Origin of the sequence: Arenibacter sp. F26102, assembly GCF_023015865.1 — a bacterium.
Classification (GTDB): domain Bacteria; phylum Bacteroidota; class Bacteroidia; order Flavobacteriales; family Flavobacteriaceae; genus Arenibacter.
Genome location: NZ_JALKBC010000008.1, coordinates 24,219 through 40,866, shown reverse-complemented (window position 1 = coordinate 40,866; position 16,648 = coordinate 24,219). Strand labels below are relative to the sequence as shown.

16 protein-coding genes are annotated in these 16,648 nt (G+C 37.2%); 7 read left to right on the top strand and 9 right to left on the bottom strand.

Annotation, left to right across the window (positions count from 1 at the left end; translation table 11 throughout):
* Positions 1–38 precede the first annotated feature (38 nt).
* The 4 genes from MWU78_RS12910 (at position 39) to MWU78_RS12895 (ending at position 3,791) form a co-directional block, all read left to right on the top strand.
* Positions 39–1,322, top strand: coding sequence for a cation:proton antiporter (locus MWU78_RS12910; protein ID WP_246998359.1), 1,284 nt, complete (start codon positions 39–41; stop codon positions 1,320–1,322).
* A 216-nt stretch (positions 1,323–1,538) separates the two neighbouring features.
* Complete coding sequence (locus MWU78_RS12905; protein WP_246998357.1) at positions 1,539–2,768, top strand: amino acid permease; 1,230 nt, start codon at positions 1,539–1,541, stop codon at positions 2,766–2,768.
* Positions 2,769–2,896: 128 nt separating this feature from the next.
* Positions 2,897–3,139: a hypothetical protein gene (locus MWU78_RS12900; protein WP_246998619.1), complete on the top strand. Its 243-nt coding sequence runs from the start codon at positions 2,897–2,899 to the stop codon at positions 3,137–3,139.
* Positions 3,114–3,791 carry a class I SAM-dependent methyltransferase gene (locus MWU78_RS12895; RefSeq protein WP_246998355.1) on the top strand — a complete coding sequence of 226 codons (678 nt, stop codon included), beginning with the start codon at positions 3,114–3,116 and terminating at the stop codon, positions 3,789–3,791. The genes MWU78_RS12900 and MWU78_RS12895 overlap by 26 nt, the downstream gene beginning before the upstream one ends.
* A gap of 294 nt (positions 3,792–4,085) precedes the next feature.
* Here MWU78_RS12895 and MWU78_RS12890 read toward each other — a convergent pair whose 3' ends face one another.
* The 3 genes from MWU78_RS12890 to MWU78_RS12880 form a co-directional block, all read right to left on the bottom strand.
* Positions 4,086–4,916 carry a helix-turn-helix domain-containing protein gene (locus MWU78_RS12890; protein ID WP_246998354.1) on the bottom strand — a complete coding sequence of 277 codons (831 nt, stop codon included), beginning with the start codon at positions 4,914–4,916 and terminating at the stop codon, positions 4,086–4,088.
* Positions 4,917–5,042: 126 nt separating this feature from the next.
* Entirely contained in the window at positions 5,043–5,780 is a 738-nt protein-coding gene (locus MWU78_RS12885; RefSeq protein WP_246998352.1) for an MBL fold metallo-hydrolase, read from the bottom strand.
* A gap of 939 nt (positions 5,781–6,719) precedes the next feature.
* On the bottom strand, positions 6,720–7,232 hold the full coding sequence (locus MWU78_RS12880) for a VOC family protein (protein ID WP_246998349.1): 513 nt from the start codon (positions 7,230–7,232) through the stop codon (positions 6,720–6,722).
* A 157-nt stretch (positions 7,233–7,389) separates the two neighbouring features.
* On the opposite strand from MWU78_RS12880, the gene MWU78_RS12875 reads away from it, so the two are divergent.
* The gene (locus MWU78_RS12875) at positions 7,390–7,665 is read left to right on the top strand and encodes a helix-turn-helix domain-containing protein (protein ID WP_246998347.1); all 276 of its coding nucleotides are present in this window, start codon (positions 7,390–7,392) and stop codon (positions 7,663–7,665) included.
* Between the two features lie 135 nt (positions 7,666–7,800).
* On the opposite strand, the gene MWU78_RS12870 is transcribed toward MWU78_RS12875, so the two are convergent.
* Positions 7,801–8,271, bottom strand: a complete 471-nt coding sequence (locus MWU78_RS12870) for a hypothetical protein (protein ID WP_246998346.1) — start codon at positions 8,269–8,271, stop codon at positions 7,801–7,803.
* Positions 8,272–8,545: 274 nt separating this feature from the next.
* Positions 8,546–9,949 carry a hypothetical protein gene (locus MWU78_RS12865; RefSeq protein ID WP_246998344.1) on the bottom strand — a complete coding sequence of 468 codons (1,404 nt, stop codon included), beginning with the start codon at positions 9,947–9,949 and terminating at the stop codon, positions 8,546–8,548.
* Between the two features lie 111 nt (positions 9,950–10,060).
* On the opposite strand from MWU78_RS12865, the gene MWU78_RS12860 reads away from it, so the two are divergent.
* Positions 10,061–10,216 carry a hypothetical protein gene (locus MWU78_RS12860; protein WP_246998342.1) on the top strand — a complete coding sequence of 52 codons (156 nt, stop codon included), beginning with the start codon at positions 10,061–10,063 and terminating at the stop codon, positions 10,214–10,216.
* A gap of 591 nt (positions 10,217–10,807) precedes the next feature.
* On the opposite strand, the gene MWU78_RS12855 is transcribed toward MWU78_RS12860, so the two are convergent.
* From MWU78_RS12855 to MWU78_RS12840, 4 genes are all read right to left on the bottom strand, one after another.
* A complete protein-coding gene (locus tag MWU78_RS12855; RefSeq protein WP_246998340.1) occupies positions 10,808–11,788 on the bottom strand; it encodes an MBL fold metallo-hydrolase in 981 nt (326 codons plus the stop codon).
* A gap of 834 nt (positions 11,789–12,622) precedes the next feature.
* The gene (locus MWU78_RS12850; RefSeq protein WP_246998337.1) at positions 12,623–13,216 is read right to left on the bottom strand and encodes a DUF502 domain-containing protein; all 594 of its coding nucleotides are present in this window, start codon (positions 13,214–13,216) and stop codon (positions 12,623–12,625) included.
* A gap of 324 nt (positions 13,217–13,540) precedes the next feature.
* The gene (locus MWU78_RS12845; protein ID WP_246998335.1) at positions 13,541–14,491 is read right to left on the bottom strand and encodes a hypothetical protein; all 951 of its coding nucleotides are present in this window, start codon (positions 14,489–14,491) and stop codon (positions 13,541–13,543) included.
* Positions 14,492–14,723: 232 nt separating this feature from the next.
* Positions 14,724–15,299, bottom strand: a complete 576-nt coding sequence (locus MWU78_RS12840) for a VanZ family protein (protein ID WP_246998333.1) — start codon at positions 15,297–15,299, stop codon at positions 14,724–14,726.
* Positions 15,300–15,791: 492 nt separating this feature from the next.
* Between MWU78_RS12840 and MWU78_RS12835 the strand changes: the two genes are divergently transcribed.
* Positions 15,792–16,487 (top strand): cupin domain-containing protein, encoded by a 696-nt coding sequence (locus MWU78_RS12835; protein WP_246998331.1) that lies wholly within the window; start codon positions 15,792–15,794, stop codon positions 16,485–16,487.
* Positions 16,488–16,648 lie beyond the last annotated feature (161 nt).

Below are 16,648 nucleotides of genomic sequence, written 5' to 3'. Positions count from 1 at the left end.
CTTTATCGTAATTAAAGTCCAATAGGATAATATATAACATGCATTACCTTAACGAAAGCCACATCCTACTTTTTATTGTGCAGATCCTTGTTCTCCTAGGAGTTGCAAGGACCCTTGGTGTTATCTGTGAATCGTTCAAAATTCCGGCTCTCACAGGTGAAATTCTAGCAGGTGTTATTTTAGGGCCAACTTTACTTGGTCGGGTATCCCCAGACTTGCAAAACATGCTGTTCCCGGATAGTGAACCCCAATATATAATGCTTGAAACAGTTTCTTGGCTCGGGGTCTTTTTTCTATTACTCTCTTCGGGCTTTCATGTTAATGTGGGGCATGCGCTCCGAAGTGGCCGTGCGTCCATTTTAATCGGTATTGTTGGAGTGCTTTTTCCCATTGCCATTGGCTATCCAATTTTTAGTACATATGATCCTACCTATTGGGGGGAAGCGGCCACCGGAATCACATTCCCGCTATTTTTGTCCGTTGCATGTTCTATCACTGCCATATCTGTTGTAGCACGAGCCTTGGGTGATCTAGGTATCAATAAAACTCCACAAGCGTCACTTGCCCTTTCGTCCTGTGCTATCAATGATATTTTTGGATGGTTATTATTTTCTATTGTAATGTCATTGGTAACGGCCCATTCAATGAATGTCATTGACATAGGCGGGAGGGCAGTGCTTGTCATAGTCTTTATCATTATAAGTATTGCCGTTGGGGCCAAGGTGCTGAATTTTGCGCTAAAACATGTTGAAGCCACCTCATTACCGCAGCCCACAGCGGCACAGACCCTAATTGTAAGCGTTGGTTTGCTTTGTGGAGCCCTAACGCAATGGATGGGAATTCATGCTATTCTAGGATTCTTTCTTGCCGGTACCATGGCAGGAAGTGCCAAAAGAGTAACGGAGGATCTTCGCAATAGTGTCTCGGATACCTTGCACGCTATCTTTGTACCCCTCTTTTTTGCCACGCTTGGAATTAAAATCGACTTTCTGGTAGGACTAGAACTATGGCCAACCCTTATCTTTTGCATAGTTGCCATTTTGGGGAAATTTGTGGGTGCATGGTTAGGGGCAAAATTGGGAAAACAGTCTCAGCAAACGTCAATTTTGATGGGCTTGATCTTCATTCCGGGCGGGGCCATGGAAATTGTGGTTGCTACCCTCGCCATTGAACTTGAACTCATTGGGCAGGCAATATTTGTGGCTATAGTATTTTCAGCACTTCTGTCCTCAATACTCGTTGGCCCTCTAATTGGAATGCAAACAAGGCGTATGGGGATTGGGAGAAGCGAAAGCGATCTAAGTACGAAGGAAATATCTTAAATCTTATGGCTACCTCCTAAGCTGTTCAACGCTCCATGTGGATTGGGAAGTTTTTGGTTTGGACAGGCCAAGCTTTCAACTATATATGTTTTGCTAATGGTTAAGGACAAGTGGATTTGGAAATTGTACATAGCATGAACAAGGGATGCCCGCAAATAAACAGCTCCTTTATATCTCAAATCAACTTTCCCCCAACTTTAAAGAAATCTTAAACGTATGAACAATGATAAGGAAATTGTAGGTCTAAAGAAACAACTCGGTACGGTTCAAATATTATTGTATGGAGTTGGAACCATGCTCGGAGCCGGTATTTATGTACTGGTGGGTAAAGTAGCAATATATTCTGGAACACTGGCTCCTCTATCCTTCCTTCTTGCTGGAGTTTTGGCAGGAATGACCGCTTATTCCTATTCCCTTCTTGCACCGCGGTTTCCGAAAAGTGGAGGGGAAATAGTTTATGTAACTGAGGCTTTTAACTCAAAACGTTTGGCTTCTTTGGTTGGTTGGGGAGTAATTTTTACGGGGTTCATCTCCGCGGCCGCAATTCTAAAAGGATTTGTAGGGTACCTGGATGTGTTCATAGAAATCCCAGATGCATTTGTCATTATTTTTAGTATGATAGTACTGACTATTCTCGCTATATGGGGTATTGGTGAATCCTTGAACGTAATCGGGTTAATAACCCTGATTGAAGTTGGGGGGCTGCTATTTGTTATTTTTGTGGCAGGTCTTGATCTGGAGAAATTAACTTCACAGTTTTCCGAAATGTTCATTGAGGCACCAGGCTATGATGTGTTTGCTGTGTTTCAGGGCGCATTTTTGGCTTTTTATGCCTTTGTTGGGTTTGAAGATTTGGCAAATGTTGCTGAGGAAGCCAAAAACCCGAAGAAGAGTATGCCTGTGGCCATTATGGGCAGTTTAATTATTGCCTTGTTCCTCTATATTGCAGTGGCCGTGGTTGCAGTGATTTCCTTGCCTCTAGATATACTTTCTGCTACCAATGCCCCTATGGCTGAAATAGTTGCGATCAAGGGGCAGCATTATGCTTATGCTATTAGTGTCATAAGTTTGGTTGCTGTTTTAAATGGGGTACTGGCACAGGTCATAATGGGCTCTAGGGTCCTTTATGGAATGGCTGGTCAGAACAGTGCGCCTAAATTGTTTTATCAGGTACATAAAAAGTATCGTACTCCTGTGCTGGCCACCATAACCATAGCCATTGGGATCGTTGTTTTGGCTATTTTCGTGCCCATTGTTCAACTTGCCAATACTACCAGCTACGTAATTATTAGTGTTTTTGCACTTGTTAATTTCTCCCAGACCAAGCTGGCATTTGACGAATTCGGCAAGTGGAAATGTTGGTGGAACCCAAAGTTTCTAATCCCATTGGTTGGTGCTCTTCTATGTCTAATTTTTCTTGGGTATAAGATTCTTGCTGTTGTGTAAGGGCCATGAATAGGGCCATTTTTTCTGTGCCTGACCATAATTCAAATCCTCAATTGATTTAATAAGTTTGATGGTCCCTTCATATATTAATTGTTGCATAAATAATAACGGATAAAATTGCCTTCATTTTGCTTAATACATTTGGCGGCACTTTAGAAAATATTCCAGCCACTGTAATTCTTAACTTTGTTGGCTTATGGGTTAGTGTTGATTTGGGTGCCGAAGTTGGCATTGCTGTCGGATATTTAACATTGGGTTTTACCTTAAATTTGTACGTTTACTTTAATAATGCATTGGAAACATATTATTATGCATTTTTAGTTTGTACAGACCACTTGAGTGTTTATGGGGAAGAAAGAAAATGGAATTAAAAAAATAAAGAAGCCCTGGCCCACCAAAGAAGCTATGGCACAGGTTTATGAAATGAAACTTTGGGGTGGCGGAAAATCTGATTTTTATTCGGGTGATGGATCGCATCATCCTGAGATAGTAAATCCATATATAGAAGTTATAATTTCATTTTTAACCTCTTTTAAAAGTCCCATTGTGGTTTGTGATTTAGGATGTGGGGATTTTAATGTGGGAAAAGAATTAGTAAAGCATACTAAGAAGTATGTTGCGGTTGATATAGTACCCGACCTTATAGCTCATAATAAAGAAAAATTTAAAGAGGAAAATTTAGAATTCCATTGTTTGGATATCGCAGTAGATGATTTACCGTCTGGGGATTGTGCTTTATTACGGCAAGTACTGCAACATCTATCGAATGCTGAAGTACAAAGTATATTGAGGAAGTTAACCACTTTTAAATATGTTATTATAACAGAACATTTGCCGGCAGAAGATTTTATTCCCAATAAGGAGATTATTTCAGGGCAAGGCATTAGACTTAAAAAACAAAGTGGTTTAAACGTATTGGCGCCACCATTTAATTTTAAGGTAAAGGAAGAAAAGCAATTATCATCTATTGCCTTAAATGATGGAAAAGGGGTTATAGTAACTAACCTCTATTCCATTTTTTAAACAGTATTCACGTTGGTGCCCTTAGCTATATTCATTTGCTTTATTATGCCCAAATAACAGTAAATTTATGGAAGGAAGGGCTGGTAAAGGCCCAGAGTGAAAGAATGTATAAGCCGTTGCATTTAAGCAATAAGCTGTGCTGGCACTGGCAAAATGCCTGTTTGTCTATTTGCAAGCTCGCGCTAGCGGGTGTTTTTATATACAATATATCAAATAATTAATTATAGAAGTTTAATATGAAATAGTAGGTTGGTGCAAATTAACCCCATTGTCGGGTTGCAGTTTAATTTTGGACTAATCAATGTAATGGGCAAGGCCAGGATTGGAAATAAACTGCTCTTTGTCCATCATAAAAATGGTTGGTTTTTGACCGGTTATTTTTTTAAAATCTTTTATAAAATGTGCCTGATCGTAATAACCACATTGATAGGCAACACCTGTAAGATCGATTACATGATCCTCATTTAATAATCGCAGTACTTCATTAATACGTATAATGCGGAGATAGTGTTTTGGACTAATACCAACCTTATCTTTAAATTCCCTTTCCAATTGTCGCTGGCTTATAAATAGTCTACTACATAGGTCCTTTATCCGGACGCCTTTCGTATTGCGAATGAGTTCGGCAGCCAAGTTTACGTAGTTCAGGCCGATCTTTTTGTCCTGGAGGTTCTTCAATAGATAATTTTCTGTGTGCCGAATCATAGAAACAATGTCTATTTTTTCCTTTAACCTATGGCAGAAGTCTTGAAACCCACGGCCCAATACAGTAGACATATCTTCGTAGCTTTCCATTAGCAATGAAGAAGGTACCCCAAAGATATTATAGATACCTTCCGGCTTAAAACGAATGGCAAAGACACTTACACAATTTTTAAACCTTACTTCGCAAGGTTGGGTTATTAATCCCAGAATCATATAGTCCGGAGTTTGTGACCAGATATTGTTATTTTCAAGGTCGCAGTGCAGATCGTTTAAATGGATGATTAATTCCAGGCAGCCATTTGGAATCATTTGCATGGACATGGATCCAGTAGCATGCATATTAAAACTACCTTCCCAAAATAGCTCCACGAATGGTCTTAAGCTTTCGCATGGTATATATTCTTTTATCTGGGTTCCCATTTGTCCAATTCATTAAACTTAAAGATAGTTTATTTTGGGTTATGACCGAAATTTGAATAAGCTCTTAGGTAGCTCTAACCGTTTGTTAATCTGGTGTTTATGATTTACTATTCAATATATGATGGTTTAAACCACTTTAAGCTCGTTGCCCCATAATTCCCTCATGACAGTATCAAGATCCCGCAACGCCTGGCTACAATCCCCTACAAATGAAGAACCATGCATTGTTGCTAGGGTCTTAGGCTTTAAATCCGCCAAGGAATAAAGTAGCTTTGCGGTATTATGGGTATAAGGAGTATATTCCATCAATGGTCCTTGATCATATTCGAGCATGGAACTTTTATGTGAAGCCAGGATGTCCTTATCCGTTATATCTGTTACATTACCATTTTGGTGAAAAAGGTCCGAACATAAAAGTGTTCCGTTTGTTTCCTCGAACAATACACCAGCATCCCAACCATGTGGTAAATGTGGGGTTCTAATAAAACGATATTTATGGTTACCCGTATTTAATATTTCATTACTCGCCATTGCATGGGCCGGTCTTATCGCAAAGTCGCCCATATTTACTATGGCACCAACTTCACTGCATACGGCTTTAGCATTTGGGGCTACCTGCAGCCACTCATTAAGTGCTCCGCACTCGTCCACTTCAAAATGACTAAAACCGATCCACATGATCTTCGATGGATCAATTAATTTGCGTACCTCTTCCAGCACCATGGGAAACATTTGTTTCATTCCTGCATGATATAGCATGGGTTCATCATCTTTGATCAAAAAATGATTGAATTGTAAATTGAATTCTTTAACAAATACTGATATTCTGTAAACATCCGGTGCTATTTCTGAAACTTTGATCATGACTTCATTTTTTAATGAATGGGAATTATTTATTAATCCATTCAAATTGATATGTATTAAAGATATTACAGAAAAATTAGGCATGATTGTAAAAAAACGACATTGTAGCAAAGGATTTCTTGCAGTGCCAGTTTTTGTCCCAGATCGGAAACACGATAACACACAGACTTCTATACTACCTAGGTCCCAATAATAGTGGTAAGCTATTTTCAGAATTGTATTTTGGTCTCGCTTTATGGGGGATCGAGGGCAATAAGATGCCGTTTTGCCAAAAATCTTATTTTTTTAAATTTAATCAAAGCCTATATTAATCCAAGGGTATATCATAATGCTCGCACAGAGCTGGGTGGCCCTAGCAAACTCAGTCACTAGAGACCAATTAATACTGTCAAAGTTTACCCATTCAGAGTAGATAAAATTGGCAGTGCCAAGTGCCCCCGCTCCCTGGGTCACCCATGGAACTTGCTGACCTTGAATTTCCTAGCTTCCTGAAGGTCCAGCTGGGCCTACACAAGCGAACACTAAGATGGCCAGTACTCCAAACCTTAGAAATAATTGAGGCACTAAATGGAAAGAAGTTTTCATAAAATTAGATTTAGATTAATTGAACCGGGAACTTGGCCATTTACACCCTAGCAATGGTAAACATTACCTGTGCAGAGGGTAAAGTAAAAAGAAATTTATATCTAAAACTTCTCGTTGTGCTATAATCCTAAAGGGAATAAGGGTAAGAGTAGGGGGGTAGTAAAATATAGAAATAAAGCAAATGAATTAACCTATTGCTAAACGTATATTTTATTCCTAAAAATTTTGATAAATAAGAATTAGTTGGGTTGCCTAAAGGGGAACAATAGGCCCTGCTGGAGCATGCCTGCCTATCTGACGATAAGCAGGCATGCTCCAGCAGGAGAGCCTATTACAATTTATGAAAATCTCAGGTTATTTTGAATAGGCACCTGAAGAGTATGTTAATTCATAACTATGGGTGTAGATTTCAAAAACAATACCAAATGGGTCTTCCACATAGCACATTTTGAAAGGTTTATCGTTAGGGTAATATTCCCTAATCGGCATACGTTGTTTACCACCATAAGAAACAATCTTGTCTATCAACTCTTCAATATTTGGGTCTTGTACACAAAAATGAAAAAGGCCGGTATTAAATGGGTTAAATTCAGGAGCTTCTTTTATTCCGTTTGGAAAGGAAAATAATTCAATTCCAATACCGTCCGAAGTTGCTAAATGGGCAATTTCAAATTCATTCCAGTCTTCTCCAAAGACATCAATGCACATTTGACCAATAGCGGTTTCCCTTTCCTTCTTGACTTTGGATGGTTCCATAATTATGTACCAACCCATTACTTCTGAATAGAATTTTACGGCTTCATTTATATTCGGAACTGTAATTCCAATATGTGAAAACGATTTTGGATAATTTTTAATATCTGTCATAGGTTCTAATTTTAATTGCAAAATTAATTTATATTTGCCTTATAGGCAATAACTTACTAAAAAGTAGTATAGTTACCAAAAGGAGTAAAATAATGATAATCAGTAATATAAGTTAATGATTCTGAAAAAAGATAATAGTTGTCCTTTAAATTATACAATGAATTTAATAGGCACAAAATGGAAACCTTTAATTTTATTTCATTTATTGGAAGGGGCTTTGCGTTCTGGAATATTGCAAAAAAAAATTCCTGGTATTTCAAATAAAATGTTTACCCAAACAGTGCGGGAATTGGAAAAAGATGGGCTTATTTCCAGAAAGGTATTTCCTGTAGTTCCCCCTAGAGTGGAATATAGATTGAGCAATAGAGGAAAATCCCTGGAAAATATATTAAGAAGTTTGGATACTTGGGGTTCAAATGATTGTCAAAACTGATTGCAATGCCCATAGTAGGGAAAAACGACAATTGGTACACTCAACACGGTCTTCATGTTTGCCGGTTACTGTTGAACTCACTATTAGATATTTGCAATAGTTTTTCCAAAAGGCACTTGTCATTAGTTATCTGCTTTAATCTGCATAGTTGTACGATTTGTTTAATCTGAAAATTTCAAGACTATTGTCTGAAAAGACTTCAGAAATTTCATCTATCACTTTTCCATTTCTAAAAATAGTAATTGTTACTTCCAAGGTATCACCATTATCGTAATTAAGAAGGTTGGTATACTCCAAATATATACTTTCCAATCTGGGAGAAAAGAATCTTATCGTGCCTTCAAATTGTAAGTCTTCGTTTGTAAGGTCAGCCGGAAATCCTTTTGAGTTTGGGTGCGCATCACTTTCATCATATTCAATTTGATAGTCATTGATATCAAAACTGCCATTGTCCACTCCTGAAATGTATAAAGTCTGTATGGCATTATCAACAGCTCCCTTAAGATTGAATTCTACTGCAAAAGGTCCAGAATTTTTCAACAGGTTATCAGAATCACAGGAAAATAGTAATAGTAAACAAAAGTTTAACCAAATGAATTTTTTCATAATATCTTAAATTTAGAAGCGTTAAAAATAAATTATATCAATTTTTATATACCCTTAACTAAGTGTAAACTATTGTCAACGGTCTAGGATAATGCATATTGGCGGATATATTAATTTGCACCTTTGTTGTTGAGTATTTATCATAAAATTGAATCTGTCATTTATGTTGGCCGTTGTTAGCAGCTGGCCTAGCCCGTTTTTATTCAATAGCAATTTTTTTCATTTTTACAATTTGGTCTTGATCAATTCAAGAACATCATTTTCCTTTAATCGTCTAAAGAAGAAGTTTTCCGAGATTCACCATGGCTGGTCTGATGCTGTTGCGTAAACGTCTTAGAATAGTCTGCAATTCTTCATCATCATCGGAAATATCTGCCACCAAATGGCTGAATCCATCCAATCTATTGTTGTAAAGCCACTTTGTTAATTCGGGATCTTTTTTCCAGCTATGTTGATTTTTCATAGATCCCGCAAACATTTTTATCCAATCCGTATCGTGGTTTGGCAATGGTACTACCTCACAAAGCTTATTTTTTTGCATTTCATCTTTATAGGCAGTTTCAACATGTGCAATAAAGGCTGCACTAAATACGATTTGTCCTCCTCTTACTGGCTGTAGTGTAATCGTGTTGCCTGAAAAAATTGGTTTATTCCCTGAATGGTGCAGCGCATTTGCTGAACAATCAACAAAAATTTGGTTTTGTTCATTGCCAATCTTTCCTTCCTCAAGAATAATCTCGTCTTTTTCGATACGCTTGATACGGCCCTTACGAACAATATTTTTAATCCGCCGGAGCTGTTCTAATTCCAGTTCGCTTATGGTGGCCCCACGATGCATTTTTGGTATCACCTTTTTGTCTATACGCAACAGTACACCTGCTTTTTCAAGCTTGATAAACAGATCGGTAATCGACTTAGCCTGTTCCAGAGCTTCCAACTGAGCAATCTGATCATTGAGGAAATATTTAAGAAACTCTTCAGAAGGCTGAATGTTCTTTCGATCTGTGAACCAGGAATCTCTTGGAACGATCCAGGTAATTTTTGCAGCATCAACCTTGTGTTCGAGTAGCCAAATTATGGCATCAACTCCAGTTTTACCACCACCTATTACCACCCATCCTCCAGGTGGCTTCGTTACTTTTGGCAAATCATTGATCGGAATAAACATAACCTCTGGTGCAATATGGAAGTTGGGAGTATGTGTGGAAGGAACCTTGGTTTGCATATGGGCCGCATTCACATTTTTTTTATTAACCCTTACCTTATAGGACTTTCCGGTTAGAATTGATGCAAAATTATTGTCACCGCTATATTCACATAATGGGAAATACTTTACCCGGCCACTAGGCAGGAATATACGCTGCATAATATCATCATAATAGGCACTGATCTCAGCACCTGAAGAAAGATATCCCAAACCTTTATTTACTCCAACCTTATCTGTATCATCTCTTCCCAGGTTTACTGAACTTACACCATAATATGCAGAGGGCTGGTGCAGTTTTACAAATGAATATGCATGGTTCCAGTGTCCACCAGGCTTATGGAGTTTATCGACCAAGATCAAGTTAGCATCCGTTTCCGATAAAATAACATCAGCGAAAGCCATGCCCACAGCACCACATCCTACAATGAGATAGTCAGTTTCAAGTATTGTTTCAATTTGAGTTGCCTTCATATCTTCACAACCATTAAATTACTGCCAACAATTTTATTAAAAAATAACTGTGGCGCTTGGTGCAGTTTGAGGCTGAAGTTTTGCACGCAAAATTCCAAATGCTAATTTACAATGAAAGAACAAAGCTTATTAATCAGAAATGCAAGCTTGTTAATGTTATTCGGAAGTACAAATTACAATTATTTTTTTAAACCTGATGCTAATGGAGAAAAAGCTCCATTTGGCTTTCAGGAAGTAGTCTCGGTTATGCGAAGTGCGGGAAGTTAGCCACCTCTTCTGTTCTATATGCACCTAACAAAAGCTTTTTACCCTTCTGAATTAATGTCGGGCAGGTGGCTCCCGCAAGAATTATGTGTCGGGCTGGTTTCCATATGCCCGCCGGCGCCTATTCGCAAGGGTTTTGTTTTTGTCCAATTAAAAAGCCTTGGCATGGTTATCCTTTTGATTAATAATCATCATGGGTCCGACTGTAATTGTTTCCCTCCCAAGGTCCCATTCATCTTGTAGAAAAGTAATTATGTTTTCCCATTCATTCTTCAAGTCATTTAATTCTGAAGAACGGATTATACTTATTCCATATGGAGGTGAATAAAATAAAATAAATTCATTATTGCCATTCAATACACTTACATTCTAGCTGATTTCGTGTGGCATTCAAATGTTAGGTTAAATATATTAAGCCCAGAAAGGTTATATTAATTTCTTGTATTAAAACATAACTTAGGTTTCATTTTAGAATTGCCTATTAGTAGACCAGAACGCTGGGTAGTGTGAAAGGAGCACCATGGACTTTTTCGTTCTTAGCCGATTAGTGGAATTGTGAATCATGCCTTTCTCGCAATAAATTTATTTTTCATACTAATACGAAACTGTTTCACCAAGTCCTGCAAATAAATAATCTCCACCGAAAGAGTCATTAAGAATTTTAAATGCAAGATGTCCTGTACAATGCGCAGGTGCCACTCGGTGAACTCCCAAATCTGTTTTGAGAACGAAAGCTAAGCGTGCTATCTGTGTTCTGTTAAACGGGAGCATGTGAAAACCACCATAAACCAATTCAATTTTATCGGTCGTAACGGTTTGTGTTTGTTTAACAATATTCTCAACGCCTGTGTGTGAGCAGCCCACAATTAGAATTTGCCCCTTATCTGTTTTTAATGAAAGCGAAAGTTCGGGGAGATCAGTGTTTTTACACGCATCTGATTCATGCTCAAACTGCCCTTCGACAAAACTCTTTCCCGGATAACACGAAAAATATCCCATGTAGGGAGAATTCGTCGCTATTAAATTAAGTCCTGGTAGAATTTCCTTGGAATCCTTGACAAACTCAATGTTAGAGTTCCAGAACCGTCCTGATTGATTAATGATGAATTTTGTTTCTCCACCATCAAAGTATTGCATATATGTTGGTAATGAATCTTTTACCTCTTGCTCTTGTCCTGTTGCGTCAAAGGGTACGGGGGCTCCCCAAAAAATATCATAGGGGAAATATATTTTCACTTTTGGATTTATTTGCAATAAATAGTCAATTCCATTAAGATGGTCGAGGTGTCCATGAGAAACAACCACAATATCAATCTTTGAAAGGTCAATTCCCAGTTTGTTGGTATTCTTTTTAAAGATGTCGGCGTTACTACCAGCATCAAATAAAATTGTCTTGTCCTTGTATTTTGTAATACAGGAAAACCCAAAGTCTTTAGTCAGGGAAGTGTCTTTACCAAAGGCATCATAAAGATTTGTAATGGTACCTTTTCGGATCTCACTAAATGTATTTTCTGGTTGAATTGTGAATGAAAATAAAAGAACCAATAAATAAAAAGGTAACCAATGGATTTTCATAATGTGAATTTTAGCATGTTAACTAAAGGATCATGAATGATTAATTGTAGACATTTCAAGCGGAAATTGTTTACAAGTTCCAAAGACTATTAATTGCAAGGATTTCCATTTGGGAAATTGGCCAGCAATTAATTATACAAGTTGTTGAACCAGACTTAAAGGCAGCTTCAAGCAAGGACTACCTTACGGTTCACTACCCTTAGTGATAGGTTTTATCATAAGTTTAAAGTTATGAAAAAAAGTAATATCCTCATTAACAGGGCCTGTATTTCTGTGCTGATATTTAATGAATTGTACTCCAAATTAAATCGTTCGGTATAGCCTTCCGGGAAAAGCCATATGATTTTAAAACCTTTCTGAACTTGACCTTGCAGATCTTAGGTTTTAGTGGTAATTTCCTTTTGTCGTAAACAAGAATCGGCACATGGAGATTGTGATGGTGAGCGAATGGCGGTAGATTTTATTGCCCATCAAAAACCTTTACTTTAGGTCACCCCGCCAGACCTCATTACATGATTTGGGATTAAAATTGGGGTATACCGGTTCTACTCTCCCCATCGTTTTATCCTTAGGTTCTTATGGACGGTGATCACAGAAGAAACTTCTTGTTCTCTTAAATTTTTAAACAACAGTTACCTGGTCTTTTTGGCTCCCCAATGCTTGAGTTTCGTCTTTAAATTTAGAACCTCTAATTTATCAATGGAAAACAGAATCTTTTACATTACTAAAGTTAAATAATTTTTATTGGTCTGATTCTTTCAAAAAACCACAAAAAGGAAAACACTGGTAGTCAAAACGACAAGGAATAACATTGCTCTTGAAAAATTTCCTAATTTATTCATTTACGGTTCCTTGTTCTTCATAGATGCTTGAAACACCTCCTGATATAATAAATTTCATAACCACAGATGGATTTACATCAATCAACCTTACTTGCTCTTTAGGTACTAGGAACAATTCACCTGAAAAATTATAGGAATGAGGGAAATAAACGGCTACCTTTTCCTTTTCATCAAGTATGCTTAAATCTTCTTCGGTCAAGAAACCTAACTTTTCTAAGTTCGATATAGGGTTCACTAAAACAATAACAGGTTTATTAAACTTCTTTTCCTTGCCAACAAAAGCTGAAAAAAGGTCATTTAAAGCTGAAAATATTAGCTTAAGCAAAGGAGCTTTTTCTATTATTCGTTTAAATAGTACTTTAAATGGTCGAGCAAGTATACTTTGTCCAGTTATCCCAACCAATACGAGAAATAAAAAGATTATAACAAATCCTAATCCCGGAATATCAATATCAAAAATTTTCTCAAGTTTATCATCCAAGATATTATCTATGAAATTGAATATTAAATATATAATGTAAACCGTGATTCCCAAAGGTGCGATATATAGCAAACCTTGTAGAAAATAATTGACTATTTTTTTCATAAGGCAAAAATAACTGAAAATACGTGTATCCTATAATTTAAAAAAATGAAAAATCTACTTTAAACTCTGTTGATCGTTGGTGGTTATATTTGGCTTTAAGCATAATACACAAGGTTCAGACTTTAATTTCAGTCAGGGAAATCTGTCCTGCCAAGGTTTTTGGGGTTGGAGGATTTTCGTTAGTTAGCTTTCACAGGCAACCCGCCAGTCCGCCCGTGCCGATACGCCCGCCCGCCTGTATAACAAAGTAGGTCAGGTACTGATTGGGGAGGGGACCATGCCAAAAAGCTCAGCAAGCTGGAAAGACTCTGTAGGTCTGGTTAATTACACAGGTTGTTGACAGTAGTTTTCTATTTCGAAATGTTTCAATACACGTAAAACCCTTAACGTATTCCATCTGCTTGGTTTTCCCGCTTTTTCCATTTCAAAGTGTTCCTTTCCTGGGTGTTTAGCTTGTAAATTCCATGTATAATCTGTATTTCGCTTTTTTAGTAAAACCTTGATAGCAGGATTCATTCTTTCATCCCACTTACGTCCGGAATATTGAAAATAATCCAAAGCTCGAAGAATATTGTACTTCCATCTACATGGATACGGAAGATTTAAAAAGTCTTTCCGAATGATTTCTCCTGTTCGGTCAGAAAGGAATAATTGGTGGATAAGAACGAACTCTTCAGCACTCCTTTGGGCACTTTTAATTTCATATTTCCGGTAAGTGTTTCCTGCCTTTTGGAACTCAAGTAATCCTTCAAGTACAGATAAGGTAGTATGTAACGAACTATGAACCGCTCCACTTCTTGTTGTTCTACAATTGAAACCACCATCTGGCATTATTTCATTCAGAACACTATCTACAACTGGGTGTAATTCTTGTTCTTCAGTTTGAAAGTAAGTGGCATAATTTAAGAACATTCCATTTACACAAACATCACTATGGATAGTTGTTGAAGGACCCAATTTAATACCTCCATCTTTGGCCTTACAAGTAGCCAATATTATCTTAATGGTTTCTTGCACTTTCTTATTTGCAGGGCTTAGGTTCAAGTTGCGGAGGTCTAGCAGGGTGTAATGGGAGGAAATCCATTTGGGCTGATAAAAACTCTGCCCCCAATGTCCATTCGACTTTCGCTTGGATAAAAATTGTTTTCCCCAACCTTCATAGGCTATTCTACCTTGTAGTTCTTTGAGGTTATTACCCAACAGATCTCGGTGAACCTGATATTGTATTGATACATCACCTTGTAACAACCATTCTATGATTTGTTGTTCTTCCATTCCAATTACTGCCAGCGTATGATTAAGTAACTAAATTAGCGAATACAAAGCGAACCTACCAGCCGGCAGGCTCGGAGAAAATTGTACCGTAAATTTTTTGGGGGTGGGAGAATTTTTACAAAAAACCTTGTGCCAGGCCATCCGCCAGTATACCAGTGCCGTTAAGGACTGGAAATATGCTGTCGGGCCAATTAATTATATGGATTGTTGTGTGTAGTTTTTAAATCCTTACCTACTTTCTATTCCAATTTGTGAAAATTTGTTGCAACTTACTTACTCCATAATTTATAAGTACTCCAAGTGCCGACGCCAAATAATTGAAACCAATGTCCACAATATCAAAAACGCGATATGATAGAAAATATTGAATACATTCGTCCAATAATCCAATAGTTCCAGCTGCTACAATTGACGTTATTATAGGTAATTTGATATTCGCTCCATTAAGTCCCCTTTCAACAAGCGCTTCATAAATTAATATTGAAAGTAATCCATACTCAATCATATGTGAACACTCAGTAATAGTGAGATCCATTCTCAACAAAGCCGTACCATATACAGCTATAACTCCGGCATATATCCAATACTCCAATCTCTTTCTGGAACTTTTCAATCCGCTGAATATGAAAGCTAAAATCAAAACAAGAAAGAAGTAAAAAGTGCTTTGTTCTATAATTCGACGTTCAACCATATAATCTATGAATTGACCTCCTAAAAACAGTGTAGCGTAGATAGCAATACAAACCACCAATGCCCAAGTCCATAATTTCCGTTCCCTTTTGGATGTGAAAATTTTCCTTTTTTTCATTTATTAAGCGAGAAATAATTATTAAGATAATTTTTTCCTATTTAAGTTACCGCTAACAGTTTGTTTTTGAAACGCAGCGTGTATAATGACACTACGTCTTTGGATAAACGCAGAACCGAATTATTATGTTTTGCGCGCCCGTAACTAATAGGTCTGTTCGGACGGGTTTTTACTTTTTCAATCTTGAAATCCAAATTTAAAAATTTAGCGGTATTCGCAAATTAGCACGAACAATTTGGTTTAGCACTTACTAAAGACGTATTACAAACAGGTTGATAGCAATAGTTTTTGTCTTAAAACCTGAAAAGGGCATAGTTTTCTTTAGTAGTAATTGCTATTTAGCAAGGCTTTAATAAGTGTTATCCTTTCAAAATTATTGTTTTGACATACTCAGTCAATTTATTGAAAGCCCTAGTCATTTAAAGTACATATATTCTCTTTAGTTTTGATTCCTACAATTGGAAGTCATTAATAAACATAAATAATATAACCATGCTTAAAAACAAAAAGAACTTTAAAATAAGGAAGTTAGTTGCCATAATACTTTTACTTACCATCGTTCAAGGTTGTGGTGAAAATGTAGATAAATCTGAGAAAAAGGACGATTCGGTAGTAGCCCTTTCACTTGACGAAAAAGAAGAAACCCATATTCACGATAATTCCACGCATACACACACTGGTAAAAGAATTGTAATGCCTAAGGACGCCAAACAACTGTGGATATTTCCAGAGAGCAAAGACAAACTTGGGTCTGGAGGGTTGCTTCAAATTTATTTGGATTCCGAAAGTCACCCTAATGCTTCTGCAGGTTTTTCAAAATACGAGTTGGGTGTAGGGGGGGCTTTGCCAGAGCACAAGCATAATAAAACGGAAGAGATTGCTTATTTTCTTTCAGGAACGGGTGTCGTTATAAGTTATGAGAACGATGAGCGGAAAGAAACAATTGTTAGGGAAGGCTATGTATGGTATACGGCGCCGGGAGAATGGCATTCCTTTCAAAATACGGGCAATGAACCGTTAAAATTGGTATTTGCAACTGTTCCAAATGCTAAACATGGTTTGTTAAATTTTTTCAAACAAGTAGGGGTAGAACCGGGGAAGGAACTATCTAATTCACTAAGTGCAGAGGAATTCGCCAAATTGGCATCTGACAACGACCTGATTTTAAAACCTGCAGAAATCGATTAGAAATTCGTTATTGGATTTGCAGTTAGCAAACATAACCACTTAAATTATTACCTATTAAGAAAATAGATTGTTGAGATATTTACTGGGTAAAACAATGGTTTGTTATGACTTAAGATGTTTATAAGGAGGCCATTCACTTAAAAAGCTGTACTTTTCAAAAT

Coding starts and splice junctions, on each gene's coding strand:
- MWU78_RS12910 (WP_246998359.1), top strand. CDS start 39: ATGCATTACCTTAACGAAAGCCACATCCTACTTTTTATTGTGCAGATC.
- MWU78_RS12905 (WP_246998357.1), top strand. CDS start 1,539: ATGAACAATGATAAGGAAATTGTAGGTCTAAAGAAACAACTCGGTACG.
- MWU78_RS12895 (WP_246998355.1), top strand. CDS start 3,114: ATGGGGAAGAAAGAAAATGGAATTAAAAAAATAAAGAAGCCCTGGCCC.
- MWU78_RS12890 (WP_246998354.1), bottom strand. CDS start 4,916: ATGGGAACCCAGATAAAAGAATATATACCATGCGAAAGCTTAAGACCA.
- MWU78_RS12885 (WP_246998352.1), bottom strand. CDS start 5,780: ATGATCAAAGTTTCAGAAATAGCACCGGATGTTTACAGAATATCAGTA.
- MWU78_RS12880 (WP_246998349.1), bottom strand. CDS start 7,232: ATGACAGATATTAAAAATTATCCAAAATCGTTTTCACATATTGGAATT.
- MWU78_RS12875 (WP_246998347.1), top strand. CDS start 7,390: ATGAATTTAATAGGCACAAAATGGAAACCTTTAATTTTATTTCATTTA.
- MWU78_RS12870 (WP_246998346.1), bottom strand. CDS start 8,271: ATGAAAAAATTCATTTGGTTAAACTTTTGTTTACTATTACTATTTTCC.
- MWU78_RS12865 (WP_246998344.1), bottom strand. CDS start 9,949: ATGAAGGCAACTCAAATTGAAACAATACTTGAAACTGACTATCTCATT.
- MWU78_RS12860 (WP_246998342.1), top strand. CDS start 10,061: ATGAAAGAACAAAGCTTATTAATCAGAAATGCAAGCTTGTTAATGTTA.
- MWU78_RS12855 (WP_246998340.1), bottom strand. CDS start 11,788: ATGAAAATCCATTGGTTACCTTTTTATTTATTGGTTCTTTTATTTTCA.
- MWU78_RS12850 (WP_246998337.1), bottom strand. CDS start 13,216: ATGAAAAAAATAGTCAATTATTTTCTACAAGGTTTGCTATATATCGCA.
- MWU78_RS12845 (WP_246998335.1), bottom strand. CDS start 14,491: ATGGAAGAACAACAAATCATAGAATGGTTGTTACAAGGTGATGTATCA.
- MWU78_RS12840 (WP_246998333.1), bottom strand. CDS start 15,299: ATGAAAAAAAGGAAAATTTTCACATCCAAAAGGGAACGGAAATTATGG.
- MWU78_RS12835 (WP_246998331.1), top strand. CDS start 15,792: ATGCTTAAAAACAAAAAGAACTTTAAAATAAGGAAGTTAGTTGCCATA.